This is a genomic window from Bradyrhizobium sp. BRP22, assembly GCF_020194175.1.
Lineage (GTDB): Bacteria > Pseudomonadota > Alphaproteobacteria > Rhizobiales > Xanthobacteraceae > Bradyrhizobium.
Map to the genome: position 1 here is coordinate 136,278 of NZ_JADYVX010000003.1, position 24,498 is coordinate 160,775.

General features: G+C 65.6%; 23 protein-coding genes. 7 read left to right on the forward strand and 16 right to left on the reverse strand.

The window, feature by feature from the left end:
• Position 1 precedes the first annotated feature (1 nt).
• From I6F35_RS05210 to I6F35_RS05285, 16 genes are all read right to left on the reverse strand, one after another.
• Positions 2-1,576: a molybdopterin cofactor-binding domain-containing protein gene (locus I6F35_RS05210; protein ID WP_225116586.1), complete on the reverse strand. Its 1,575-nt coding sequence runs from the start codon at positions 1,574-1,576 to the stop codon at positions 2-4.
• 11 nt (positions 1,577-1,587) lie between these two features.
• On the reverse strand, positions 1,588-2,067 hold the full coding sequence (locus tag I6F35_RS05215; protein WP_225116587.1) for a (2Fe-2S)-binding protein: 480 nt from the start codon (positions 2,065-2,067) through the stop codon (positions 1,588-1,590).
• A gap of 19 nt (positions 2,068-2,086) precedes the next feature.
• Positions 2,087-2,905, reverse strand: a complete 819-nt coding sequence (locus I6F35_RS05220; RefSeq protein ID WP_225116588.1) for an FAD binding domain-containing protein — start codon at positions 2,903-2,905, stop codon at positions 2,087-2,089.
• Between the two features lie 16 nt (positions 2,906-2,921).
• A complete protein-coding gene (locus tag I6F35_RS05225) occupies positions 2,922-3,365 on the reverse strand; it encodes an SRPBCC family protein (protein WP_225116589.1) in 444 nt (147 codons plus the stop codon).
• Between the two features lies 1 nt (position 3,366).
• On the reverse strand, positions 3,367-3,804 hold the full coding sequence (locus I6F35_RS05230) for an SRPBCC family protein (RefSeq protein ID WP_225116590.1): 438 nt from the start codon (positions 3,802-3,804) through the stop codon (positions 3,367-3,369).
• A 9-nt stretch (positions 3,805-3,813) separates the two neighbouring features.
• A complete protein-coding gene (locus tag I6F35_RS05235) occupies positions 3,814-6,696 on the reverse strand; it encodes a flotillin family protein (RefSeq protein WP_225116591.1) in 2,883 nt (960 codons plus the stop codon).
• Between the two features lie 61 nt (positions 6,697-6,757).
• Positions 6,758-7,651: a phosphoenolpyruvate hydrolase family protein gene (locus I6F35_RS05240; protein WP_225116592.1), complete on the reverse strand. Its 894-nt coding sequence runs from the start codon at positions 7,649-7,651 to the stop codon at positions 6,758-6,760.
• A gap of 3 nt (positions 7,652-7,654) precedes the next feature.
• Entirely contained in the window at positions 7,655-9,874 is a 2,220-nt protein-coding gene (locus tag I6F35_RS05245; RefSeq protein ID WP_225116593.1) for an ABC transporter permease, read from the reverse strand.
• Positions 9,867-10,649 (reverse strand): ABC transporter ATP-binding protein, encoded by a 783-nt coding sequence (locus tag I6F35_RS05250; RefSeq protein ID WP_225116594.1) that lies wholly within the window; start codon positions 10,647-10,649, stop codon positions 9,867-9,869. Before I6F35_RS05250 ends, I6F35_RS05245 begins: the two co-directional genes overlap by 8 nt.
• A complete protein-coding gene (locus I6F35_RS05255; protein ID WP_225116595.1) occupies positions 10,642-11,712 on the reverse strand; it encodes a branched-chain amino acid ABC transporter permease in 1,071 nt (356 codons plus the stop codon). Before I6F35_RS05255 ends, I6F35_RS05250 begins: the two co-directional genes overlap by 8 nt.
• 1 nt (position 11,713) lies before the next feature.
• A complete protein-coding gene (locus I6F35_RS05260) occupies positions 11,714-12,724 on the reverse strand; it encodes a branched-chain amino acid ABC transporter permease (RefSeq protein ID WP_225116596.1) in 1,011 nt (336 codons plus the stop codon).
• Between the two features lie 279 nt (positions 12,725-13,003).
• Entirely contained in the window at positions 13,004-13,831 is an 828-nt protein-coding gene (locus I6F35_RS05265) for an AraC family transcriptional regulator (protein ID WP_225116597.1), read from the reverse strand.
• Between the two features lie 125 nt (positions 13,832-13,956).
• Positions 13,957-15,207 carry an ABC transporter substrate-binding protein gene (locus tag I6F35_RS05270; RefSeq protein ID WP_225116598.1) on the reverse strand — a complete coding sequence of 417 codons (1,251 nt, stop codon included), beginning with the start codon at positions 15,205-15,207 and terminating at the stop codon, positions 13,957-13,959.
• A gap of 188 nt (positions 15,208-15,395) precedes the next feature.
• On the reverse strand, positions 15,396-16,403 hold the full coding sequence (locus I6F35_RS05275) for a GTP-binding protein (protein WP_225116599.1): 1,008 nt from the start codon (positions 16,401-16,403) through the stop codon (positions 15,396-15,398).
• Positions 16,396-16,719, reverse strand: coding sequence for a hypothetical protein (locus tag I6F35_RS05280; RefSeq protein WP_225116600.1), 324 nt, complete (start codon positions 16,717-16,719; stop codon positions 16,396-16,398). Before I6F35_RS05280 ends, I6F35_RS05275 begins: the two co-directional genes overlap by 8 nt.
• Entirely contained in the window at positions 16,712-17,467 is a 756-nt protein-coding gene (locus I6F35_RS05285) for a GntR family transcriptional regulator (RefSeq protein ID WP_225116601.1), read from the reverse strand. The genes I6F35_RS05280 and I6F35_RS05285 overlap by 8 nt, the downstream gene beginning before the upstream one ends.
• 71 nt (positions 17,468-17,538) lie before the next feature.
• Here I6F35_RS05285 and I6F35_RS05290 point away from each other — a divergent pair, with 71 nt between their 5' ends.
• Genes I6F35_RS05290 through I6F35_RS05320 form a run of 7 tightly spaced genes read left to right on the forward strand, consistent with a single transcriptional unit; the run spans position 17,539 to position 24,488 of the window.
• Entirely contained in the window at positions 17,539-18,411 is an 873-nt protein-coding gene (locus I6F35_RS05290; RefSeq protein WP_225116602.1) for a branched-chain amino acid ABC transporter permease, read from the forward strand.
• On the forward strand, positions 18,408-19,397 hold the full coding sequence (locus tag I6F35_RS05295) for a branched-chain amino acid ABC transporter permease (protein ID WP_225116603.1): 990 nt from the start codon (positions 18,408-18,410) through the stop codon (positions 19,395-19,397). The genes I6F35_RS05290 and I6F35_RS05295 overlap by 4 nt, the downstream gene beginning before the upstream one ends.
• Entirely contained in the window at positions 19,384-20,136 is a 753-nt protein-coding gene (locus tag I6F35_RS05300; RefSeq protein WP_225116604.1) for an ABC transporter ATP-binding protein, read from the forward strand. The genes I6F35_RS05295 and I6F35_RS05300 overlap by 14 nt, the downstream gene beginning before the upstream one ends.
• Positions 20,133-20,849, forward strand: coding sequence for an ABC transporter ATP-binding protein (locus tag I6F35_RS05305; protein WP_225116605.1), 717 nt, complete (start codon positions 20,133-20,135; stop codon positions 20,847-20,849). Before I6F35_RS05300 ends, I6F35_RS05305 begins: the two co-directional genes overlap by 4 nt.
• 18 nt (positions 20,850-20,867) lie before the next feature.
• The gene (locus I6F35_RS05310) at positions 20,868-22,274 is read left to right on the forward strand and encodes a dihydroorotase family protein (RefSeq protein ID WP_225116606.1); all 1,407 of its coding nucleotides are present in this window, start codon (positions 20,868-20,870) and stop codon (positions 22,272-22,274) included.
• A gap of 19 nt (positions 22,275-22,293) precedes the next feature.
• On the forward strand, positions 22,294-23,496 hold the full coding sequence (locus I6F35_RS05315; RefSeq protein WP_225116607.1) for an amino acid ABC transporter substrate-binding protein: 1,203 nt from the start codon (positions 22,294-22,296) through the stop codon (positions 23,494-23,496).
• Positions 23,493-24,488 carry an amidohydrolase family protein gene (locus I6F35_RS05320; protein WP_225116608.1) on the forward strand — a complete coding sequence of 332 codons (996 nt, stop codon included), beginning with the start codon at positions 23,493-23,495 and terminating at the stop codon, positions 24,486-24,488. The genes I6F35_RS05315 and I6F35_RS05320 overlap by 4 nt, the downstream gene beginning before the upstream one ends.
• Positions 24,489-24,498: the final 10 nt, after the last annotated feature.

Genomic DNA, 24,498 nt, shown 5'->3' on the forward strand with positions numbered 1-24,498 from the left:
GTCAGCGCCTCCTGGTGCCGAAGACAGAGGAGAAGCGGGCGGCGCCATGCGACGGCGCCTGCGGCCGCGGGGGAGGGGGCGGAGGTGGTGGTGGCGGCTCGCGCGCGGCGGCCGGTGCGCGGTCATAGGTCGTCCGTTGCTGTGATGGCGCCGTCGCCGGCGCATAGGACTCCCGCGGCGTCGGCGAGATCGCGGCGCGGCTGCCGCCGCCGTCCTTGCGCGAAGAGGCGCGCTTGAATTCCTCGCGGATCGGCCATTTGGCTTTCTCGGCAGCAACCTGAACGCATTCGATCAGCGCGCAGTTCTTGGCCTCGCGGCGATGCGCTTTCATGTCGCCGTCGCGATAGGCGTTGAGGATGCGGAACTCCATCGGGTCCATGCCGACGAGATGCGCGAGCTTGTCCATCTGGCACTCGATCGCGAAATCCATCGCGGTGACGCCGAAGCCGCGCATCGCGGTCGCAGGCGTGCGGTTGGTGAAGACGCAATAGACGTCGCCATGAACGTTCGGGATCGTGTAGGGGCCCGGCAGATGCGCGGCGCATTTGACGGCGGCGTAGCTCGACAGCCGCGTATAGGCGCCGCTGTCGAAAAGAGCGCGGATCTTGCGCGCGACGATCCGGCCATCGCGCATCACGCCGTCCTTGATGTAGATGCGCTCGGCGCCGCGCGGCGAACCGAACTGCATCTCCTCTTCACGCCCGAGCACATAGCGCACCGGGCGTCCTGTCAGCGTCGCGCCGAGAATGGCGAGCGGCTCGGTGAGCGTATCGACCTTGCCGCCGAAGCCGCCGCCGACGGTGCCGCCGATGAAATGGAAGGTGTTCGAGGGCACGTCGAGGATCTTCGCGCAGGTATCGAGCGAGAAGAACAGCGCCTGGGTCGAGGTGTAGACGATGTAGCGACCGTTGGTGTCGGGGGCAGCGATCGAGCCATTGGTTTCGGTCGGCGCATGCTCGATCGGCGACATCTGGTAGCGCTGCTCCAGCACATGGTCGGCTGCGGCAAGGCCGCGCTCGACATCGCCGAAGCGCAGCTTCTGATGATCGTAGACGTCGTGATAGATGAAGGCGTTCTTCGGATAGGTCTCGTTGACGACCGGCGCCCCGGGCTTCAGCGCGTCCTCGACGTCGAACACCGCCGGCAACGGCTCGTAGTCGATCCTGACCTTCGCCATTGCCTCATAGGCCTCGCGCGGGCTATCGGCGACGATGGCGACGATCGGCTCGCCCTTGTAGCGCACCTTGTCGACCGCGAGCGACGGCTCGTCGTCCTTGCCGAAATTGATCAGGCTGAGCAGCGTATTGAGATTGCGCGGCACGTCGCTGCCGCGGATGATCCGGCGCACGCCCGCCGAGCGTTCCGCATCGCTGGTGTCGATGCGGCGCAGCCGCGCATGAGGATGCGTGCTGCGAACCACCTTCAGATGCAGCATGCCCTGCAGCTTATGGTCATCGAAATAGGTCGAGGTGCCCGTGACATGCCCGAGCATGTCCTGCCGCTGCGTGCCCTTGCCGATTTCCTTCAGATTGTCGTCGCGCTCGTCGGCGAAGATGTCCTTGCGCAGTTCCAGCATGGCTTCTTCCTTTACGCGCGAGCGCGGCCGCCCGAGGCGGCGGCGAGCACGGCGTTGATGATGGGTTCGTAGCCGGTGCAGCGGCAGATATTGCCCGAGATCGCCTCGATCACTTCAGTGCGGCTCGGCTGCGGGTTGCGGTCGAGCAACGCCTTCGCGGCCATCAGCATGCCCGGCGTGCAGTAGCCGCATTGGGCAGCAAAATTGTCGGCGAAGGCGCGCTGCAGCGGATGCAGGTTCGGACCGTCCTTGAGGCTATCAAGTGTTTCCACCGAGCGGCCGGCGACCGTCTCGGCCAGCGTCAGACAGGAGAGATGCAACTCGCCGTCGATGAGGACGCTGCAGGCACCGCAGCCGCCCTGTCCGCAACCGAATTTCGGCGTCATGTCGCCGATCAATTCGCGCAGCGCGGCCAGAAGGTTGGTGCCGCCGTCGACGAAGATCGCGACGTCGCGGCCGTTGTGGCGGAATTGCAGGGCGGTCTTGGCCATCGTGATCCTCTTGACGATCCTATTCCTGACCGGACAGCAAACGTCGTAAGTGAACGCCGACGATCTCGCGCCGGTACCAGCCGGAAGCGAGCGCATTGTCTGCAGGCGAAGTGCCTTCGACCGCGGCCGCGGCGGCGGCGCTGATCGTCGTTGCGTCGAGCGTGCGCCCCTCCAGCGCCCGCTCGGCGGCACGGGCACGGATTGGCGTCGCCGCCATCGAGCCGAGCGCGATGCGCGCACTGAGGATGCGGCCGCTGCTGATGGGCAGATGCGCGGCGAGCGTGATCACGGATCCGCCCTTCGGCTTGATGCGGGCGATCTTGCGGTAGCGGAACGCGTCCGCGCTCGCCGGCTTCTGGAACGAGACCGCGAGCGCGAGCGTGCCGGTCTGCCGCTCGCGGGTCTGCAGGAATTCCTCGATCGGGACGTCGCGGCTGCCGAGGCCGCCCTGCACCGAGACGACGGCATCGAGCGCGAGCAGCGCGACGGCGAAGTCGCCATAGGGATTCGATGCGAAAAGATTGCCGCCGACCGTGCCCATGTTGCGCACCGCCGGTCCGCCGATCGAACGGGCGGCGGCGTGCAGGAAGGCGAGATCGCGCTCGGCGAGGATGCGGGCAAAGGTGACGCCGGCGCCGATCGTGACGCGGGAACCTGTTGCATCGACCCGCGTCAGCGCATGGTCATGAGCGCGCACGATGGTGGAGATCGAGATGTCGCCTTCGTTCAGCGCGCGCATCACCAGCGTGCCGCCGCCGAGATAGCGTGCGCCGCGATCGGATGACAGCGCTGCCGCAGCTTCGCCAGTTGAGGCAAATGTCCTTACCGTGACGGGCATAGGCTTTCCTCCGCGTTCATGCGGCCTCCTTCAGGTGCCGGCGAATGGCCTCGAAGCCGGCCTGGTAGATCTGTTCGGAAACCATCTGCGTGATGTTGACGCTGTCCTCGGGCCGCGTCGTGAAGCGCGATTCCCAATGCCAGAAGGTGCGGTCGCCGTCGGTGACCGGCAGCAGGCGGACATGCGCCACATAATTGAACATCGGGATCGGCGTATCGAGCAGGCAATAGCTGAAGGACTGTTCTAGATCTGACAGCGCCAGCAATTGCTCGCGCAATTCCGAGCCATCCTTGAGCCTGAAGCGCCTGACGCAGCCGATCTTGTCGGCGGCATGGGCGCGCTCGATTGTGCTGGTCGCCACCGCCGGATGCCAATGGTCGTGGCCGTTGAAATCGCGGAGCACGCCCCACACCGCGTCGGTCGGCGCATCGATGATCGTGCTCTTGACGATATGCGGCACGTCAGCCTCCGAAAGCACGCTTCAGGGCGTCGAAGCCGCCCTGAAACACGCCGCCGCCGATATTGCCCACGAGTTCGGCTTCGCGCTCGGGCGCGCAGTCGAACTCGGCGGTCCATTCGAGAAATGTCTGATCGCCATCAGTCACCGGCGTCAGCCGCAGCGTTGCGACGTAGTTCTCCACGCCCATCGGCGATTCCAGGATGGAGTAGGTGCAGAACATGTCGTAGTCGGACAGGCCCAACAGCTTCTCGCGGATGCGGTCGCCGTTGCGGAGGCGGAAATCCCGCACACACCCGATCTTGTCGGCGGGCTCGCCACCTTCGATGCGGCTCTCGGCGATTGCCGGATGCCAGTTCGGCAGGCCGTTGAAGTCGCGCACGCGGGCCCAGACGCGGTCGTTGCGGGCGTTGACGACGGTGGAAACATAGACCCTGGCCATGGCCCGTGCTCACTCCTTCTTGCGCGGCGGGCGCGGCTCGCCAGTGGCTGGGCCTGCCGGCGGCTTGGCTTCGCCGCTCTTGCGGGTGGAGTCCTTGATGCCCTGCATGTCGCGCGCCTCGCGGATCAGGCCCGGCATCTTGGCAAGGCTGCCGCCTTCGACGCCGATGTCTGACAGGATCGAGTCGATCAGCGGCGCCTGCACCCGGTAGCGCAGCGCGGAGTCGATCACTTCGTCGGTGGCGCTGCGCGAGGAGCCGCCATTGCCATGGCCGTTGCCGTTGAGGCCGTCGACCTGGAGGATGCGGATGCCCTCGATCTTCTCCATCGGCTTGACGCTCTCGCGCACGATGCCTTCGATGCGGTCGAGCAGCTTGCGGCGGAACAGCGAGTAGCGCGCCTGGTCGGTGAGCACGTTCTCGGCCTCGTTGAGCAGCCGCTGCGCCTCGGCCTCCACGGCGGCACGTACCCGTTCGGCCTCGGCCGCGATGCGGGTCTCTTCGGCCTGCTTCTCGGCGAGCAGCACCTCCACCGTCTTGCGGCGGCGTGCGATCTCGCTCTCGCGCGCGGTGACGACGCGCTCGGCGGCTTCGGTGGCTCGCACCCGCGCATCCTCTGCCGCCACCTTGGCCGCGGATTCCTCCAGGGATTTCTGATAGAGCACGATCGCCTTCTCCATCAGGGCGGTCTCGACGTCTCGCTCGCGGCCAACCTCGAGCCGCCGCAGGTCGCGCTCGCGGCCGACCCGGGCCTCGTCGAGGCCGCGGTCGGAGGCGATGCGGGCGCGCTCGACCTCCTCGCGGGAGGCGATCTCGGCTTCCTGCAGCGATTGGACGCGCGCGATCTCGAGCTGCTCGATGGCGCGGCGGCGTTCGATCCGTGCTGCCTCCAGCGCCTGTTCGCGCGAGACATCGGTGGTCTCGACTTCCTTGCGCGCAACGATTTCCGCCTGCCTGACCTGCCGATCGGCATCGATACGTTCGGAGCGCTTGACGGCAAGTGCGATGACACGCTCCTCGTCGGCGATCTCGATCGCCTTCTTCTGATCGATATTGAGCACCTCGCGGGTCCTGGAGGAAGTGATGCGCTCGGACTCCAGCGCGAGTTCCACGCCAATGCGCCGGCGCTCGATCGCATCGCGCCGCTTGAGGTCGGCTGCCTCGATCGCCTCTGTCCGCTCGATCTCGAGGGCGCGCGTCTCCCGCTCGGCCTGAATGCGCTCGGCGGCGATGGTCTTTTCCTGGGCAATCCTTGCGGCCTCGATCGCCTCGCGCGAGGCGATGTCGGCTTCCTCGACGGCGCGATTGCGCGCGATCTCGAGCGCACGGACATGCTCCTCCTGTGCGATCCGCGAGGCTTCGGTCGCTTCGCGGGCGGAGATGCCGGCAATTTCGATGGCCTGGTTGCGCTCGATCTCCAATTTGCGGGTGGCGTGCTCGGCGCCGATGCGTTCGGCGGCCAGCGTTCGTTCGCGGGCGATGCGGGCGGCCTCGACCGCCTTCTGCGCCTCGATCTCCGCTTCCTGGATGGCGCGGACCTGCTGGATCTCCAGCGCGCGGGTGCGTTCGTCGGAGGCGATGCGCTCGACATTGATGGTCATGGTCTGGGTGATGCGCGCCTTTTCGGTGGCCTCCCGCGCGGCGATCTCGGCTTCCTCGACGATCCGCGTGCGCTCGATCTCGCGCCGCCGGGTTTCTTCCTCGTTGGCGATCCGCGCGTCGGTGACGACGCGATCCTGCTGGATGCGCGCCTTCTCGATGGCTTCGCGGGCCGCGATCTCGGCTTCCTCCACCGTGCGCATGCGCTCGATCTCGCGCTGGCGCACCTCGCGCTCGGAGGCGATCCGTGTCGTGTCGACCGAGCGCTGGTTGGCGATCCGGGCCTTCTCGATCTCCTCGCGGGCCAGGAGCTCCCGTTCCTCGACCGCGCGGGTCCGCTCGATTTCCTTCTGCCGGGTCTCGCGTTCGGAAGCGATGCGGGCTTCCGTGATCGCCTGCTCGTTGGCGATGCGCGCCTTTTCGATCGCCTCGCGCGCGGCGATTTGCGCCTGCTCGGCCTCGGTCTCGCGCAGCGCGCGCTCGCGCGCCACTTCGGTGCGCTGCAGCGCGCGTCGCATCTCGATGTCGCGCTCCTGCTCCAGCCGTGCGGTCTCGCTTTCGCGCTCGATCTCGAGCGCTTGCCGTTCAGCCTCTAAATTGCGGGAGCGGATCTTGATCATCGAGTCCTGCTCGATGTCGTTGCGCAGCTTGCGCCTGGCCTCGATGTCCTCCATCAGGCGAGTGAGACCTTCGGCGTCGAAGCGGTTCGAGGGATTGAAATATTCGAGATCGGTCTGGTCGAGATCGGTGATCGCGACGGATTCGAGCTCGAGGCCGTTCTGGGCGAGCGCCTCGGCTGCGGCGGCCTTGACGCGGGCGACATAATCGCCGCGCTGTTCATGCATCTGCTCCATCGTCATTTCGGAGGCGACCGAGCGGATGGCGGAGACGAACTTGCCGGAGAGCAGCGTATGGAGCTGCTCCGGCTCCATGGTGCGGCGGCCGAGCGTGGCGGCTGCGATCGAGACGGCTTCACGAGTGGGTTGCACGCGGACGTAAAAATCCGCCTCGATATCGACGCGCATGCGGTCGCGGGTGATGACGGCGTCCTGTTTCGACCGCACGATCCCCATCGGCAGCACGTTCATGTTGACCGGCGTGTAGTCGTGGATGAACGGCAGCACGAAGGCGCCGCCGTTGATCACGACGCGCTCGCCGAGGAAGCCGGTGCGGACAAAGGACACTTCCTTCGACGAGCGGTGGTAGAGCCAGTTGACGATGTAGACGATGACGACGATCGCGATGACCGCGACGATGAGCCAAAGGATCAATTCGCCGATCAGAATCCCTGACATCTTCTCCTCCCTTGCATCGGCGCTAGGCCAGGATGACCTTTCTTCGAAATGTCATCCCGTCCTATCCTTTTGTTTGAGCATGATCTTCTCGGAAAACCGGTGCCCACTTTTCCGGATCATGCTCCCGGGCGCCGATCGCCTTGAACTTGCGTACCTGATCCGTGAGCGCCCGCTCGACCGGCAGGCGCTCCATCGAGGATGCGCCATAGAAGCCGTGGCATTTGCGGGTCTTCTTCATGATGAAATCGGCGTCGGCGGGGTCGGCAATCGGACCGCCATGCGCGAGCACCAGGATGTGTGAATTGACGCTGAGCGCGGCCTCGGCCCAGGCATCGATGCGGGCCGGGCAGTCCTCGAGCTTGAGCGAGGTCTGCGCGCCGATCGAGCCGCCCGTGGTGAGGCCAAGATGGCAGACGATGATGTCGGCGCCGGCAATCGCCATCGCTGCGGCTTCGGTCTCGCTGAACACGTAAGGCGTCGTCAGCATGTCCTTGTCATGCGCCTTCGCAATCATCTCGATCTCGAGCGCATAGGACATGCCGGTTTCCTCGAGATTGGCGCGGAATATCCCGTCGATCAGGCCGACGGTCGGAAAGTTCTGCACGCCGGAGAAGCCGAGCGCCTTGAGCTGATCGAGGAACAGGTCCATGTCGCGGAACGGATCGGTGCCGTTGACGCCGGCGAGCACCGGCGTGTTCGCGACCACCGGCAGCACTTCGCCCGCCATCTCCAGCACGATCGCATTGGCGTCGCCATAGGGCATGAGCCCGGCGAGCGAGCCGCGGCCGGCCATGCGGTAGCGGCCGGAATTGTAGATCACGATCAGGTCGACGCCGCCGGCCTCCTCGCATTTGGCCGAAAGCCCGGTGCCGGCGCCGCCGCCGACGATCGGCTCGCCCCTGGCCGCCATGTCGCGAAACTTCTTCAACAGCGCCGCGCGTTCAAACCTGGCCATGGGTCACCTCGCCACTCTCCGCCGTCCACCGGCGCGTCCGAGCAGAGGACGGAACGCGGCTACGATCGCAGCCGCAAATTCGCCATCGTTGATGTTGCGCCTGATGCGAATGAGCTGGCGGTTGCCGGTCTGGCGCACCGTCCGCTCCAATGCGCGGAACAGCGCCGCATCGGCATCCGGATCCCAGAACGGCTGGCCGGATGCATCGAGCGCCGAGACGCCGCCCTCGGGCAGGAAGAAGCGCACGGGACCATCCATCTGGTTCAGCCGTTCGCCGATCCAGCGGCCCATGCGCTCGTTCTCTTCCGCCGTGGTCCGCATCAGCGTGACCTGCGGATTGTGGACGTGGAATTTGCGCTGCCGATAGCGCTCGGGAATGGTGTCGGGCGCGCCGAAATTGACCATGTCGAGCGCGCCGACGGAGCCGACATAGGGCACGCGGCTGCGGATGATCGCCCCGAAGCGATCGTCGGTGGCCGGGAAGACGCCGCCCATCAGGAAGTCGCAGACTTCAGTGGTCGTGAGGTCGATGACGGCGGCGAGCTGGCCGGAGTCGACGAGTTTCTCCATCGAGCGGCCGCCGACGCCGGTGGCGTGGAACACGAGGCACTCGAAATCGTCCTTCAGCTCGGCCGCGATCTTCTGCACCGCGGGCGTGGTGACGCCGAACATGGTGATGCCGACAGCGGGAAGGCCGCCGCCGGTCTCGCGCTGCCTGTTGCCGCGCTCGTCGAGACGCGCCTTGACCATGCCGACCAGCGCGTTGGCGCCGTTGGAGAGCACCGCGCGCGAGATCGAGTTGAGGCCTTGGACGTCGGTGACCGAATACATCATCATGATGTCGGCCGGGCCGACATAGGGACCGACGTCGCCTGAGGCGACCGAGGAGATGATGATCTTGGGCACGCCGACGGGCAGGTCGCGCATCGCGGGCGCGACCAGCGAGGCGCCGCCGGAGCCGCCGGCCGAGATGATGCCGGCGACGTTGCCCTGACGGCGCAGCCATTTCGCGAAAGCATCCGCCATTGCGCTGACCGAGGCGCCGCGATCGGCGCCGAACACGCTCGATCCGCCGCGGCCATGGTTCAGCGCAATCTCCTGGGCCGAGACGTCGCAGGCCGTCTCCTTGCCGCTGGTGGAGACGTCGATGAGGCGGGAGCGCAGCCCGCTCGCCGCGATGATATCGCGGATGAAGCGCAGCTCCGGTCCCTTGGTGTCAAGCGTGCCGACGACCAGCACGACCGGAGGGCCTGCGGTCAACGCTGCGGCCGGCTCGCGCCGCGCCCGTGTGCTCTCATCAAGCCGCGTGACGCCGGCCGAATGCGTGCGCGCGGCGGCCTCGATGCGGGCGATCGGCACCGGCTGCGACCAGCGCGTCGGCGGCGTGGGATTGGAGATATAGATGCGGACCGGGCCCTTGCCGCGCGCCGGCTGGGGGGCAGCAGCATCGGGCTCCGCCTTTGCAGGGGCCGCGTCGACATCCGCTGCAATATCGCCGTGGACGCCGACGCCGAGCAGGCGCTGCTGCAACTCGCGGTCGGCGGCCAGCCGTACGGAATCGATGATGCGGTTGATGCGGCCGTTGACCATGATGGCGACATTTTTTGAGATCGCCGTGGCCACGCCGATGTTCTGCTCGATCACCAGCACCGACATGTCGCCGTCTTCGCCGAGGCGGACCAGCATCTCCTCGACCTGCGCCACGATCACCGGCGCCAGGCCCTCGGTCGGCTCGTCCATGATCAAAAGATGCGGATTGGTCAGCAGCGCACGCGAGATCGCAAGCATCTGCTGCTCGCCGCCGGAGAGCTGGCTGCCGCCATGCTCCCTGCGTTCGGCAAGCCGGGGAAAGGTGCTGTAGATCCGCTCGATCGTCCACGGTCCCTGGCGCATCCCGGCGGCGAGCTGCAGGTGCTCGTCGACGCTGAGTGAGCGCCACAGGCGCCTGCCTTGCGGCACATAGCCGGCGCCGAGCCGCGCGATCCGCGCCGGGCTCAGGCGCGTGGCCTCCTCGCCGCGAATGCGCACCGAACCGCCGCTGGCCCGGACCAGGCCCATGATGGTCTTGCACAGCGTGGTCTTGCCCATGCCATTGCGGCCGACCACCGAGAACACGCCGGATTCGAGGGTGAGGTCGACGCCCTGCAGCGCATGCGAATGGCCGTAATAGACATCGAGGCCTCTGACTTCCAACGCGGGCGCGGCGCGGCGGGCCTCATTCATGGCCGCCTCCGAGATAGAGCTCCTGCGCTTCGGGATCGGATTCGATCTCGCGCGGCAGGCCTTCCTTGAAGACGCGGCCGTTGTGCATCATGGTGACGCTTTCGACGACGCGCAGCGCGACGTCCATGTCGTGCTCGATGATGATGTAGCCGATATGCGCGGGCAGCGAGGTCAGGATCTCGATCAGCTCGAGCCGCTCCGCCGGCGACAGGCCCGCCGCCGGCTCGTCGAACAGGATGAAGCGCGGCGCGCCGGCGAGCGCGAGCGCGATCTCGAGCTGGCGCTGCTGGCCGTGGGCGAGCTCGGCGACGCGCTGGTCCTTCACCGGCGTCAGGTGAACCGCCTGCACCAGCGTCTCCGTCGCATGCATCAGCGCGTCGTTTACGCCCGGACGCAGGAAGGAGAAGCGTCCGCGCGAGACGCCGCGGCAGGCGAGATAGACGTTGTCCTGCACGGTGAGGCCGGGGAACAGCGCCGATATCTGGTAGGTGCGGCGCAGGCCGCGGCGAATCCGTTCATAGGGCGGGAAGCGCGTGACGTCCTCGCCGAAGAATCGGATGGTGCCGGAGGAGGGCGGGAAATCGCCGGTGATGCAGTTGAACAGCGTGGTCTTGCCGGCGCCGTTGGAGCCGAGCACCGCGCGCCGCTCGCCCGGCCGCACCGTCATCGTCACGTCGGTCAGCGCGGCGAGCGCACCAAACAGCCGAGTCACGCCGCGCAGCTCCAGCGCGGCGCCGGCACCGACTGCAGAGAGGCGGTGGGCGACGCTATCCATGGCGGCTTCCCGCGGTGCTGCTTGGGCTGCGTGCCTGGCGACGGCGCCAGCGTTCCCAAAGCCCGATCACGCCATCGGACGACCAGAACACGATCGCGAGGAAGCCGAGCCCGATCAGAAGCCGGAAGCGGTTGCCGTCGAGTCCGAACTTGATCAGGACGTCGAGCGCGAAGGTGCGCAGGATGACGAAGATCAACGCGCCGATGAAGGGGCCGATCGGCCGGGTGATGCCGCCGACCACCGCGATGATCAGGATGTCGATGCAGCGCTCGACGCCGACCGAGCCGGGCGAGATCTGCCGATAGTTCCAGACTTGTAGGACGCCGCCGAGCCCGGCAATGAAGGAGGCGAACGCGTAAGCCGCGACGCGGTGAGCATTGACGTTGAAGCCGAGCGCCGCCATGCGGCGGGCATTGTCGCGCACGCCCTGCAGCGCCAGGCCGAACGGGGCGCGCGAGACGTATTGGACCGCGAAATAGCACAGCGCGGCGACGGCGAGGATCAGGTAGTAGAAGGGAATGTCGGAGCGCCAGTCGATGCCCAAGACATGCGGCGTGGCGACCGTGTTGATGCCGGTATGGCCGTTGAAGATGGCCCAGTTCTGGTTGGTGAAATAGTAGAACGCCGCGCCGATCGCGAGCGTGATCATGATGGTGTAGATGCCCTCGGTGCGGACCGCGAGCGCGCCGCCGAGCGTGCCGAAGATCGTCGCGAGCACGAGCGCCATCGGCGTCGCCAGCCACCACGGCCAGCCGAGGCTGATATTGGCGTTGCCGCTGACGCCGAACACCGCGACCATGTAGCCAGCGAAGCCCGCGATGGTGAGCTGCATCAGGCTGACCATGCCGCCATAGCCGGCGAGGAACATCAGGCTGAGCGCGATGATGCCGAGGATCAGCGTGGTGCCGAAGATCTCGATCAGGAAAAAGCCGCTCGCGATCAGCGGCATGATCAAAAGGATCAGCGCAACCAGCCACGCGGCCGGGTTGTTGAGCTCCGGCCACGCGCGAAACCTCGGACGCTCTACCGCGGTCGCCGGTGCATGAAGCTGCGTCAACGACATGTCATCGCCTCGCGAGCAGGCCCTGCGGCCGCAGCGCCAGGACCAAGACCATGATCAGGAAGGTCACGACGATGGCGTAGGTCGGGATGTAGACCGAGCCGAGCTGCTCGGCGAGGCCGATGATGACGGCGCCGAGCGCCGCGCCCGGGATCGATCCCATGCCGCCGACGATCACGACCACGAGGGAAGCGAGCAGGAAACGTGTGTCCTCGCCGGGCGAGATCGACTGGAAGGTGCCGCCGACCACGCCGGCGATGCCGGCAAGTCCGGCGCCGAGCGCGAACACCAGGACGAACACGACCTGGATCTGCACGCCGGTCGCGGCCAGGATGTCGCGATCGTCGACGCCTGCGCGCACGATCATGCCGATCCGCGTGCGGTTCAGCGCCAGCCACATCGCGATGCCGATGATGACGGAGGCAACGAAAATCGCGAGCCGCACCATCGGATATTGCAGATAGACCGGCTCGCCCGACGATTTGACCGCTGTGATGAACGGAAGCTGTACCGGACCGACCAGCCAGCTCGGCGTCTGGATCTGGTAGAAATCGCCGCCGAACACCCACAGCATCAGATCGGCGAACACGATCGCTAGCCCGATCGTCACCATGGTTTGGCGCAGGTCCTGGCCCTCCATGCGGCGGAACACCAGGATCTGCAGCAGCACGCCGACCAGCGCGACCGCGAGGAAGGCGATCACGAAGCTCAAGATCCAGGAACCGGTCCAGGCGCTGATGGCGTAGCCGACATAGCCGCCGAACAGATACAGCGAGCCATGCGCCAGGTTGACGTTGCGCATCAAGCCGAAGATCAGCGTGAAGCCGCTCGCCACCAGGAAATACAGCCCGCCGAGCGTGATGCCGTTGAAGATGGCGTTGAGGAAGACCCGCTTGCGGCCGATCGCCTGCTCCAGGCCCGGCGGCCACACCGCGAAGACCAGCCACAGCAGGAGCGCGACCGCGATGATCGCGATCAGCGCCCATGCCGGATGGCGTTCGATGAACCGTGCCATCGACGTGCGTTCCCTCAAGGCCTCGCGATCGTCTTTTCGGATCGCGTTGTGTGCATCCTAGTGCGGGCCGAGGCGGGGGATTTGACCGGGAGTATCTTTTATCGGCGAAAGATCAGCTCGAATTGCATCCGCAAACGACGTGCGCTCCCTCTCCCGCTTGCGGGAGAGGGTTGGGGTGAGGGTGTCTCCGCGATCGATACTCTTTGAGTGGAGAGAGCCCTCACCCGCTGCGCCTATGGCGCAGCGACCTCTCCCGCAAGCGGGAGAGGTGAGGGAACATTACGGGCGCAGCACCTTGGCGGCGCGGCGGTAGTCGGTCGGGGCCATGCCGACATTGGCGGCGAAGAAGCGGGTGAAGCCGCTTTGCGAGGAGAAGCCGAGATCGAAGCCGATATCGGCAATCGGCGCCTCGGTGGCGACCAGCGCGTCCAGCGCCTGTTCCATGATCAGCGTGTTGCGATAGAGATGCGGCGTGACACCGGTCTGGGTGCGGAACAATCGATAGAAATGCGGTCGCGACAGGCCGGAGGCGCGGGCGATCGAATCCAGCTCGATCTCGGCGCCGGGGCTTTCCGACAACAGCTTGACGGATTTGCGGATGCGAAAATCGGTGATCGCCGCAGCGCTGCGGAGTTCCTGACGGGCTTCGGATTGCCGCCAGCTTTCCTCGTAACTGAGATCAATCAGGCGGCGCAATTCGCCATCGAGGCTCTTGAGCGAAGGTGCGCCGCACACAAGCGCTGCGGTGTGGCGGATGAGCCTGTCGAGTGTTTCGGTGCGCTTGAACTGGGTGCGGCCGAAACGAAGACTTTGGGTGCAGGACACGTCGGGCGCAAACCACTCGGCGTTGACATAAAGCACGAAGAAGATCGCGCCCCTGTCCATGTCCGTCGGCAGGAAATTGTGCGGCTCCCACGGGTTGACCGCGACGACGGAATCCTCGGTCAGGAGCCGGCGCTGATCGCAGACGTCGATCTGCGCCGGCGTGCCGCCGACATGGAAGATCAGATGTCCTTCGCGGTGCGCATGCACGTTGAAGGGACGGTTCAACTGATAGACCGTCGCGCGACCGAACCGGCCGTGGAAGACGGCAAGCGCCTTGCTCATGCCCTCCCTCCCGCGGGATGTTCTTGTCTTTTTCAACTAGCGTTCAACATCCGGGAAAAGAACGCAAGCGCAAGGACGCCTCGCTCCCGGTCGCCAACGGTCGGTTCGCATCTGCAAAAATTAGGTCAGTACTTCTTGCATTCCGGGACGGTGCGGCTCGGCAGGCCGATCTTGGCGAACACCGCCGGATCGTAGCCGAGCGTCTGGTTCACGTTCGGGATCACCTTCACGACCTTGCTGAAGAGCGCGCCCTTGCCGTCGTCCACCACCTCGGTCACGAAATTGGTGCCGATCGCCTGCCGGTTGGAATCGAGCTTGATCTTGCCGTTGGGCGCGTCGAGCTCGATCTTGGCCAGCGCTTCCTTGAGCTTCGCCTGATTGTTGCTGAGGTCACCATTGACCTGACGCAGCGCCAGGATCAGCGCCATGGTCGAGCCGTAATAGTTGGTGGCGAGCAGCGAGGGGCTCGGGAAGCGCTTGTTCGGCGGGAAGGAATCCTGATAGGCCTTCACGAACTTCTGCCAGCCGGGATCCTCCCAGGTGTCGGCCTGGCCGCTCGCCGCGATGGTGCCGATCAGCGCGTTCTTGGCGCTTCCCTTGGAGGACAGGATGGTCTGGTCGATCATGATCGAGCCGCCCATCAGATGCGCCTTGCCGCCGGCCTGCTGATACTGGTTGAGGAAGTTGACGGCGTCAGCGCCGCCGAGGCCGAGATAGATCGCATCGACATCGTCGGGCAGGGCGGCGATCACGGAGGCGAAGTCCTTGGTGCCGAGCGGCACCCATTGCCGGTTCGTGACCTGTCCGCCGGCGCCGCAGAATTCGAGCACGAGGCCGAACACCTGGGTGTAGATGAAGGAGTAGTCCTCACCGACGGTCGCGATCTTGCGATAGCCCTTGGTGTCATAGGCATATTTGCCGAGACCGGTCTGCCATTGCGCGCCGTCCATGTTGTAGCGGAAGAAGTTCGGGGCCGGGTCGACATAGGTCGTCTCCTGCGCACCGGACGCAGCGTTGATGAAGGTCAGCTCGGGACGCGTCTTCGCGAAGTTCTTCACCGCGATGCCTTCGTCGCCGGAGAGCGGGGAGAGCAGGATCTGCACCTTGTCCTGCTCGATCAGCTTGCGCACCGCGCGCACCGCGGAATCGGGCGTCGCATCGGTCGAAGCGATGACGAATTCGAGCTCCTTGTCGCCGACCTTCTTGCCGAGCGTATTAAGCGCGGTCTGGAAGCCGCGGATGCCGTCCTCGCCGAGCACGGTATAGGTGCCCTCGAGGGTTGCGGTGACACCAACCTTGATCTTCTCCTGCGCGACTGCGGCGCCTGAAAGCAGCAGGCTGCCCAGTGCGATCAGTCCCACACTGCCTTTCAACATGGCTCTCCTCCTCCCATCTTGCAGCGTCTTGCATGCGGGCCGCATCGTTGCGGCTTTCGCGACGTCTGGTTGTTGGGCGAAGGCTAACCGATGGCGGATGCAGCGCGGACGTCTCCGCGTCGCGCAGCTTGACGGGCAGTCTCATTTTGCATGCTGCGCCGCAGCGAGTGCACGGCTTATCGGGGGCGCTATGCCGGCGCGGGCTCGCGCGCGCGGCTATGCGCTTCCGCGAGATGCAGGAAGCGCATCAGGCTTTGCGCGATCGGATCGCGCGTGAGTCCGCGGGTGATGAACACCAGGAACGACGGCTGCCCGGCGTCCTCGCCGGTAAGGTGAATCGGCGGGTGCATCGAGTGCTGCACGCCATGGATCACCACTGGATTGGCGCCGGCGGAGGTCCGGACCAGGCCTTTGACGCGCAGGATGCGGTCGCCGTGCCGGTGCAGCAGTGCTGAAAGCCACAGCGTAAAGGCAGGCCAGTCGACCCGTTCGGGCAGCGCCAGCGTGAACGAGCCGACGTCCTGATCGTGCAGCGGGACCTCGGTGGCGGTGAATGACGTCGCAGCACGGGAGGCACTCTCGCCCCCCGTCCGGTCAAACAGCCGCGCGAGACTGAAGTCGGGATCCTGTGCATCGTGCAGGAGGAGATCGGGCGCGATCGCGGTCGCTGCCGCGGTGATGTCGCGGGCAGGATGTGCGGCGCGAAGATCGGTCTTGGTCACCACCAGCGCGTCGGCGATCGCGACCTGTCGCCGGGCTTCGTCAAAGTCCTTAAGATTGCGCAGGCCTGCGACGGCGTCGATCACCGCGATCACGCTGACGAGCTCGACATGCTGCCGCAGCCATGGGTCGCGCGCGATGGTGCCGACGATCGGGGAGGGGTCCGCAAGTCCGGAGGTCTCGATGATCGCGCGCGTGAAGCGGGACTGTCCGTCCTGCCGCGACATCCGCACCAGATCGTAGAGCGCGCGGCCGACATCGGCGCGTCGCGCGCAGCACATGCAGCCATTGCCGATCAGTTCGACGTTCTCCGCGGCATGCACCATCAGCCGATGGTCAAGGCCGGCCTCGCCGAACTCGTTGACCACGACGCCCGTGCCCTGGCCTTCCGGCTCCCGCAGAAAGCGCTGGACCAGCGTCGTCTTGCCGCTGCCGAGAAAACCCGTGACGATAAAGAGCGGGAGGCGATCAGGCATGTCCGCCTCCGCCGGCGAACGACGGATCAAGCGGGTCGATGCGGCGTCCGGACAACGCCTCCGCCGCCGGCCAGACGTCGTTGAGGGTCGGCGCGATCCTGGAGCGGCCGACACGGTCGAACACCATCAGCGCCTCGCCGTCCCAGTCCTCGCAGCTCGCTTCAAGCGGCGCCAGGATGATGTTCAAGAGTTCGATGCGGCGCTTGCGCTCGTCCCGATAGTGCTGGATGTCATCGAACGGAAAGCGCTCGTCGCGCAGGCGGCCGAAGTCGCTCCAATGCTCGCCGGCGCCGAAGATGGCACATACTTCACACATCGGCGACCTGCTCGCCGAGCCGGATTTCCATCGCCGGCGTCATCGTCTGCGTCAGGCTCTCCGACACCCGCTTGCGGGCGAGATCGGCATGGGATCGCGCCAGCTCTTCGGCGCGGTCGCCGTCGCGTTCCCGGATCGCCTCCACCAGTTCGCGATGCTCGCGGACGATCTGGCTCACATGGCTGCGATAGGAGCGCTCGGTCGGAAAGCACTCGCTGGTCATGGCGAGCCGGGCGATGCGCAGGTCGGCCGTGAGCTGCTGAATATAGAAGCGCTGCAGCAGGGAATTGCGGCAGGCGGCGCCGATCACGGCGTGAAAGCGGAAATTGGCGTCCAGCATTTCCACGGAGTTGTCCTGCCTGAACGCGATCTCGAACGCCTTGCGCTCGAGATCCATCTTCGCGACCTGCTCGTCGGTGCGACGGATTGCCGCCCATCGCGTGACGAGGCGCTGCGAGACGTCGAACGCTTCGAGATGTTCGCGGATGTCGTTCCAGCCCATCGGCGCGACGCGTGCGCCGCGATTGGGGACGAGCTGCACCAGGCCTTCGGCGGCAAGCCGCACAAGGGCCTCGCGCACCGGCGTGCGCGAAACGCCGAAGCGCCCGACCAGCGTCGCTTCGTCCAGATCCTCGCCGGGCACCAAGGTGAAAGAGACGATCTCCTGCATCAGGGCGCGGTAGGCATGCTCGCTGCTGGCACCCTTCAGTGCCTTAACATTGGAGCGCGATGCCTTGTTTTTGCTCATTGCGGCCTCCGTCGCTTTATGTATATTTTGTGTATGCACCGTTTGCAACTCATCGTCGACAAGGTTTTTTGATGCTCGCACAAGCCACCGTGAACGGCATCTTGCTGGGAGGCCTCTACGGCCTGGCGACGGTCGGCTTTTCCATGGTGTGGGGGGTGATGGGGGTGATCAACCTCGCGCACACCGCCTTCATCACGCTCGGCGCCTACGTCACCTACGTGCTGTTCGAGCGCTACGGCATCGATCCCTTGCTCTCGATGCCGCTCGCCATGGCCACGATGTTCGTGCTCGGCTACGGCATCCAGAGATTGATCCTCAACCACGTCATCCGCACCAGCCTGTTGCTTTCGCTGGTCGTGACGTTCGGCATCGAACTCATCCTGACCGATGCCACCGTGCTGATCTTCACGTCCGATGTGCGCTCGGTGAACGCCTCCTACGCCTCGACGTCGGTCGCCGTGTTCGGCACGCTGGTGCCGCTGGTACGGCTGCTTGCCGCCGGTCTGTCGCTGGCGCTCGGCATAGGCTTCTTCGTTTTCCTGCGCCGCGCCAGCCTCGGGCAAGCAATTCTCGCGACTGCGCTGGACCGCGAGATGTCGAATCTGATGGGCATCAATCCGCAGAAAGTGTTTGCGCTCACCGCGGGCGCCGGCGCGGCCCTGGCGGGCGCCGCGGGCTCGCTGTCGAGCATGCTGTTTCCGGTGTCGCCGACCATGGGCGTCAGCTTCCTCGCCGCCGTGTTCGTGATCACCGTTCTCGGCGGCATCGGCAGCGTCGAAGGCTGCATCGTGGCCGGCTTCCTCTATGGGCTCGTGCAGGCCTGGGCGGCCTATTGGCTCGGGACCAGTTTGCAGGAGATCGTCGCGTTCGCGATGTTTCTCGGCGTGCTCGTGGTGCGGCCGCAGGGCCTGTTCGGCCGCGCTTTCTTCGGAGAACACGCATGAGCGAGGCCGCAGTCCTGGAGCAGGGCGCCAAGGCGGCCACCGTGCGCCCCCTGGTTTGGGCCGCGGTCGCGATCGGTCTTCTCGTGCTGTGCGCGGCACCGCTCGGCATCAGCTCCTACTGGTTGCGGGTGCTGACCACGGTGCTGATGTATGTGATCGTCACCCAGGGGCTCAATGTGATCGTCGGCATCACCGGCTATCATGCGTTCGGCAATGGCGTGTTCTTCGGGATCGGCGCCTATGCATGCGGCACGGCGATGGTGGCGGGGCTGCCATTCGTAGTCGGCATCGCGCTCGCCATCGTGGTGTCGGCGGTTTGCGCGTTCATTCTTGGCTGGCCGATCCTGCGGCTGAAGGGCCACTACTTCGCGATCGCGACGGTGGCGCTGAACCTGGCGGCGGTGCAGATCATCATCCAGATCGGCGGCATCACCGGCGGCGCGCAAGGCCTTGCGCTGCCGCTCAGCGATTGGGATCCGAAGCCGCTCTACATCGCGCTCTATTATCTGATGCTGGGCGGCGCGGTGGCGTCGACCGCCATCGTTGCCATTCTGCTGAAGCGTCCGCTCGGCTTCGCGCTGCGCGCGATCCGCGACAGCGAGCGTGCCGCCGCGGTGATGGGCATCAATACCACGAAGGCGAAGGTCTGCGCCTGGGCGATCAGCGCGGGCCTGACCGGTTTCGCCGGCGGTGTCTGGGCTTACTGGATCACCTTCATCGAGCCGTCCAGCGCCTTCGATCCGGCCGTCGGCGTGAAGGCCTACATCATGCTGATCATCGGCGGTATGGGCAGCATTCTGGGGCCGGTGATCGGCGCGTTTGTGCTCGAGATCGTCTCCACCCTGGTCTGGAGCGGATTCCTGAAAGCGCACCAGTTGATCCTCGGGCTCCTGATCGTCGTCGTCTGCATCGTCGCCCCCAATGGCATCATCAACGCCTTTGCACGGCTCGTTCGATCGGTGAGGAGCAACGATGGCGCTGCTTGAAGGCCGCAACCTCACCATCAAGTTCGGTGGCGTGCTCGCGCTCGACCGCGTCAGCTTCGGCGTGGAAGAGGGACAGATTTTCGGCGTCATCGGCCCCAATGGCGCCGGCAAGACCACACTTCTGAACGCGATCTCCTCGATCTACAAGCTCGACGGCGGTTCAATCTCGTTCGCCGGGGAGGACGTCACCAACGTCCCCTCGCACCAGCTATCGCAGCTCGGCGTCGCGCGCACGTTCCAGATCGTGCAGCCGTTCAACCACATGACCGTGCGGGAGAACGTCACCGTCGGCGCCATGTATGGCCACGCCCGATTGCGCCAGCGCAGCGAATATCTCGATGCTGCCGACGATGCGCTGGAGCGTGTCGGCTTGATCGCGAAGGCGCAGTTCATGCCGCCGCATCTGACGTTGTCCGACCGCAAGCGGCTCGAAGTCGCCCGCGCGCTCGCCATGAAGCCGCGGCTCCTGCTGCTCGACGAGGTCATGGCCGGGCTGAACCACACCGAGATCGAGCGCATGATCGATCTCGTTCGGGAAATCAACGCCGCGGGCATGACGGTGATCGTGATCGAGCATGTCATGAAGGCGGTGCTGGCGCTGTGCCACCGCGCCATGGTGCTCAATTTCGGCCGCAAGCTGACCGAAGGCCTGCCGCATGGCGTGGTCAACGAGCCTGCCGTGATCGAGGCCTATCTCGGCACCCGTTTCGCAAAGACGCGTGCAGGGAGTGCCGCATGAGCCTGCTGTCGGTCGAGCAACTCGCGGTCAGCTATGGCGACAGCCGGGTCCTGGTCGATGTCGGCTTCGAGCTGCGGCAGGGAGAGATCGTCGCGCTGGTCGGCGCCAACGGCGCCGGAAAGACGACACTGCTGCGAACTTTGACCGGGCTGGTGTCGCCGCGATCGGGTTCGATCACCTTCGATGGCCGGCCGATCCTCACGGTCCCGCCCTATGAGCGCGCGCGGCTCGGGCTCGCGATGGTGCCGGAGGGACGTCGCCTGTTTCAGGGACTGACCGTGCGGCAGAACCTGGAGCTGGGTTCGCGTGCCGCGCCTGATAGCTCGCACAAGATAGAAGACATCGAGTTCGTCTTCGAGCTGTTTCCGGAACTGGTGCGGCTGCAGAACCGGCTGTCAGGCCTCCTTTCCGGCGGCGAGCAGCAGATGTGCGCGATCGGCCGCGCGCTGATGGCACGGCCGAGGATGCTGCTGATCGACGAGATGTCGCTCGGCCTCGCGCCCGTTGTCGTCGAGCGCATCGCCGGCGTGATCCGCACCATCAACCGCGACCGCGGCATCAGCATCCTGCTGGTCGAGCAGGATGTCGGGCTGGCGCTGGAGATCGCCGCCCGCGGCTACGTGCTCGACACCGGCCGTATCATCATCGACGGCCCGTCGTCGGAGCTGCTGCGCCGCGACGACATCCGAGCGGCCTATCTGGGGCTGCAATAGATCAAGCTGGAGGAGTTAGTGAGCGTAGCCTACGATCTCGTTATCGAAAACGGCACCATCTGGTCGCCGACGTCGTCCTACCGCGCCGACATTGCGGTGAAGGACGGCAGGATCGCCGCGATCGGCGGTCCGTTCCCCGATGCCGCCAAGCGCATCGACGCGCGCGGGCAGGAAGTGCTGCCGGGCATCTGGCATGTGCACTGCCATTTCCGCGAGCCGGGCCACACCTACAAGGAAGACTTCCAGACCGGATCGGCGGCAGCGGCTGCCGGGGGCGTGACGTTCTGCATCGACATGACCAACAACACGCCGCATCCGACCAGCCTCGAGCATTTCGAGGAGAAGAAGGCGATGGTCGCGCCGAAAGCGCATGTCGACTACGCGCTCTATGGCGGCGGTCTCTATCCGCGCACGGTCGAGGCCCTGGCGAAGGCCGGCGCGATCGGCATCAAGATCTTCAACACCCGCCACATCAAGGAAGTCTATCCCTACATCTCCGAGCTCGGCGTGCTCGACCACGGCATCCTCTACGAGCTCTACGAGGCGACGCGCGATGTCGGCCTGGTCGCCTCCGTGCATCACGACGATCCGGAATGGTGCAAGCGGCTGACCTTCCGCGACTACATCGACAAGGGCCGCACCGACGCGATGGCCTATCAGGAAAGCTTCTCCAACGGCTACATGTACGGCCATGGCATGGTCGCGGGTCTCGCCGCGTCGCTCTATTACGCGCGCATCGCCGGCGTGAGGCTGCATGTGCTGCATCTCGGCGTGATGCCATCAGGCGCCAATGAGATGATCCGCCACGCCAAGTTCGAGCTCGGCCAGGACGTCACCGCGGAGCTCGAGCTCGGCACGCTGTTCATGACCCGCGAGCAGATGGAGAAGGTCGGGCCCTACACCTACAACTGGGGCTACGCGCCCGAGCATGGCTGGAAAGCGATCGAGAACGGTGTTGCCGATTTCATCGTGCTGGAACACGCGCCGCATACCCGCGACGACGTCGAGCCGGGCTGGAAGGACATGTTCTCGGTGCCGCTCGGCATGACCGGCGCGCAGGAATTCGTGCCATTGATGATCAACGCGGTCAACGAGGGCAGACTGACGCTCAACCAGGTTGCGCGCATGGCGGCCGAAAAGCCGGCCCGCACCTTCGGAATCTATCCCAAGAAGGGCGTGATCCAGGTCGGCTCGGACGCCGACTTCACCATCATCGACATGAGCCGCGAGGGCGAATTCCGGCATGAGGACATGCTGTCGAAGTCGGCGCATACGAGCTGGGTCGGCATGCGCACCAGGGGCGCGGCGACCTACGGCATCGTTCGCGGCGCCGTGGTGATGCGCGATGGCAAGGTCGTCAGCTCACCCGGCTACGGCCAGTTCACGCCCGGCACCGCCGGCCGTTCGACTTTAACCGAAAACTGAAGGGGGACAGGCGATGAGAATGAGTAGATCTGCGTTTCTGGCTGGCGCGCTTGCCAGCGGTTTGTTGCTGATCGGCGCCGCGCAGGCGCAGGAAGTCGTCAAGATCGGCGCGGCCGTGAGCCTGACCGGCAACTTCTCGCGCGAAGGCAATCTTCTCAAGAACGGCTATGCCTATTGGGAGAAACTCGTCAACGAGGCCGGCGGCATCAATGTCGCCGGCAAGAAGATCAAGGTCCAGGTCATCTATTACGATGACGAGAGCAAGCCGCAGAGCTCGGCGCGCCTCACCGAGAAGCTGATCACGGAAGACAATGTCAGCTTCATCCTCGGGCCGTATTCGTCCGGCATCGCCACCGCGACGGCGGCGATCAGCGAGAAGTACAAGGTCATCACGATGACGCCGATGGCCACCGCCGACAGTCTCTATCAGCGCGGCTACAAGTTCATCTTCTGCCCGGCGCCGCTCGCCTCGACTACGCTCGATCCGATGCTGGACATGATCAAGAAGCTGCCGACGCCGCCGGCGACGGTCGCGATCGCCGGCCCCGACGATCTGTTCCCCAACGTGTTCGCGGGCGCCGCGCAGAAGAAGGCCGAGGCGCTAGGCTTCAAGATCGCCTACAACAGCAAGTATCCGAAGGGCGCCGTCGATCTGTCGTCGGTCGCCACCGCGCTGAAGGACGCCAATCCCGAGGTGCTGATCCTGACCGGCTATGTGCAGGATTCGATCCAGCTCGTGAAGGCGCTGCAGTCCTTGAAGGTGAACCCGAAGATCATCGGCTTTGCTTTCGCCGTCGGCATTCCCGACGTTCTGAGCGCACTTGGACCGGCTTCGGAAGACCTCGTCGGCGTGCAGATCTGGGATCCCGCCGTCAAGTACAAGGGCCCGCTGGTGGCGGATGCGAGCGCCTACGTCACCGGATACGAGAAGGAGTTCGGCGGCTCCAAGCCGAACTACATTACGGCATCGGGCACGGCGGGAGCGCTGGCGCTGCAGCTCGCGATCGAGAAGGCCGGTTCGCTCGATCCGGTGAAGGTGCGCGACGCCATGCTGCAGCTCGACGTGGAGACCTTCTTCGGCCATGTCCAGTTCGATCAGACCGGCGTCGACAAGAAAGCGTCGGCGGTGATCTCGCAGGTTCAGGGCGGCACTGCGGTTCCGGTCTATCCCGCGGAAATCGCCGCCAAGCCGGTACGCTATCCGCGCAAGCCGTTCGAATGACGATCGATGTCCACGCCCATGCGCTCACGCGCGCGTTCCTGTCGGAACTTGCGCGTGAGAAGGCATTCGGGATCGAGGCGAGGGAAGGGGGTTTTGGGTTCGGCGGCTATGGCCCGCTCGATCCGCTTCTGTTCGACGTCGAAGACGCCGCACAGAGTGTCGCGGCGCGCGGTATCACCCTGCAACTGGTGTCACCACCGCCGCGCATCGTCAGTCATGCGAGCCGGGGAGCGGATCGCGCATTCGCGCGCAGGCTGAACCGGCAGACCGCGGATTTTGTAAGAGAGGCCGGCCGACGCCATGGCGGTCTCGCGGTGCCGGCATTGACCGAGCCGGAGCATGCCGTCGCCGAGATCAGCCGCGCGCTCGACGAGGATGGACTGACCGGCGTGGCGCTGCCGACCTCGGCGGCGGGCCGGCCGCTCGATGATCCGGCCTTCGAACCATTGTTTGCGGAATGCGCCCGGCGCGGCGTGATCGTGTTCATGCACCCGACCACCGGCGTCGAGCGGGCGGCGTTCGGCCAGTACACGATGCTGCAATTGGTCGGTTGGCCGTCGGAGACGGCATTGTGCGTGGCGCGCCTCATCTTCGCCGGCGTGTTCGAGCGCCATCCGGGCTTGCAGCTCGTGCTGGCGCATGGCGGCGGCACGCTGCCGATGCTCGCGGGCCGGCTCGATCTTGCCTATGAGGCGCCGCGTTACGAGGCCAATCCCGATTGCCGCAAGAACATCTCGCGGCCGCCGAGTTCATATCTGAAGCAGATTTTCTATGACACGGTGGTCGCCCATGCCGCGCCGCTGCGCTACCTGATCGATCTCGTCGGTCCCGGGCAGATCGTGTTCGGGTCCGACTTCCCGTTCGAGATCGGCGATCCCGTCGGCGCCAAATCACTGCCGGTGATCGCGCAGCTCCCGGAAGCCACGGCGGCCGCGATCCTTCACGGCAATGCATCGCGGATTCTGGGCGAGAGGGCACCGACTAGGCTCTGACGGAGACCGG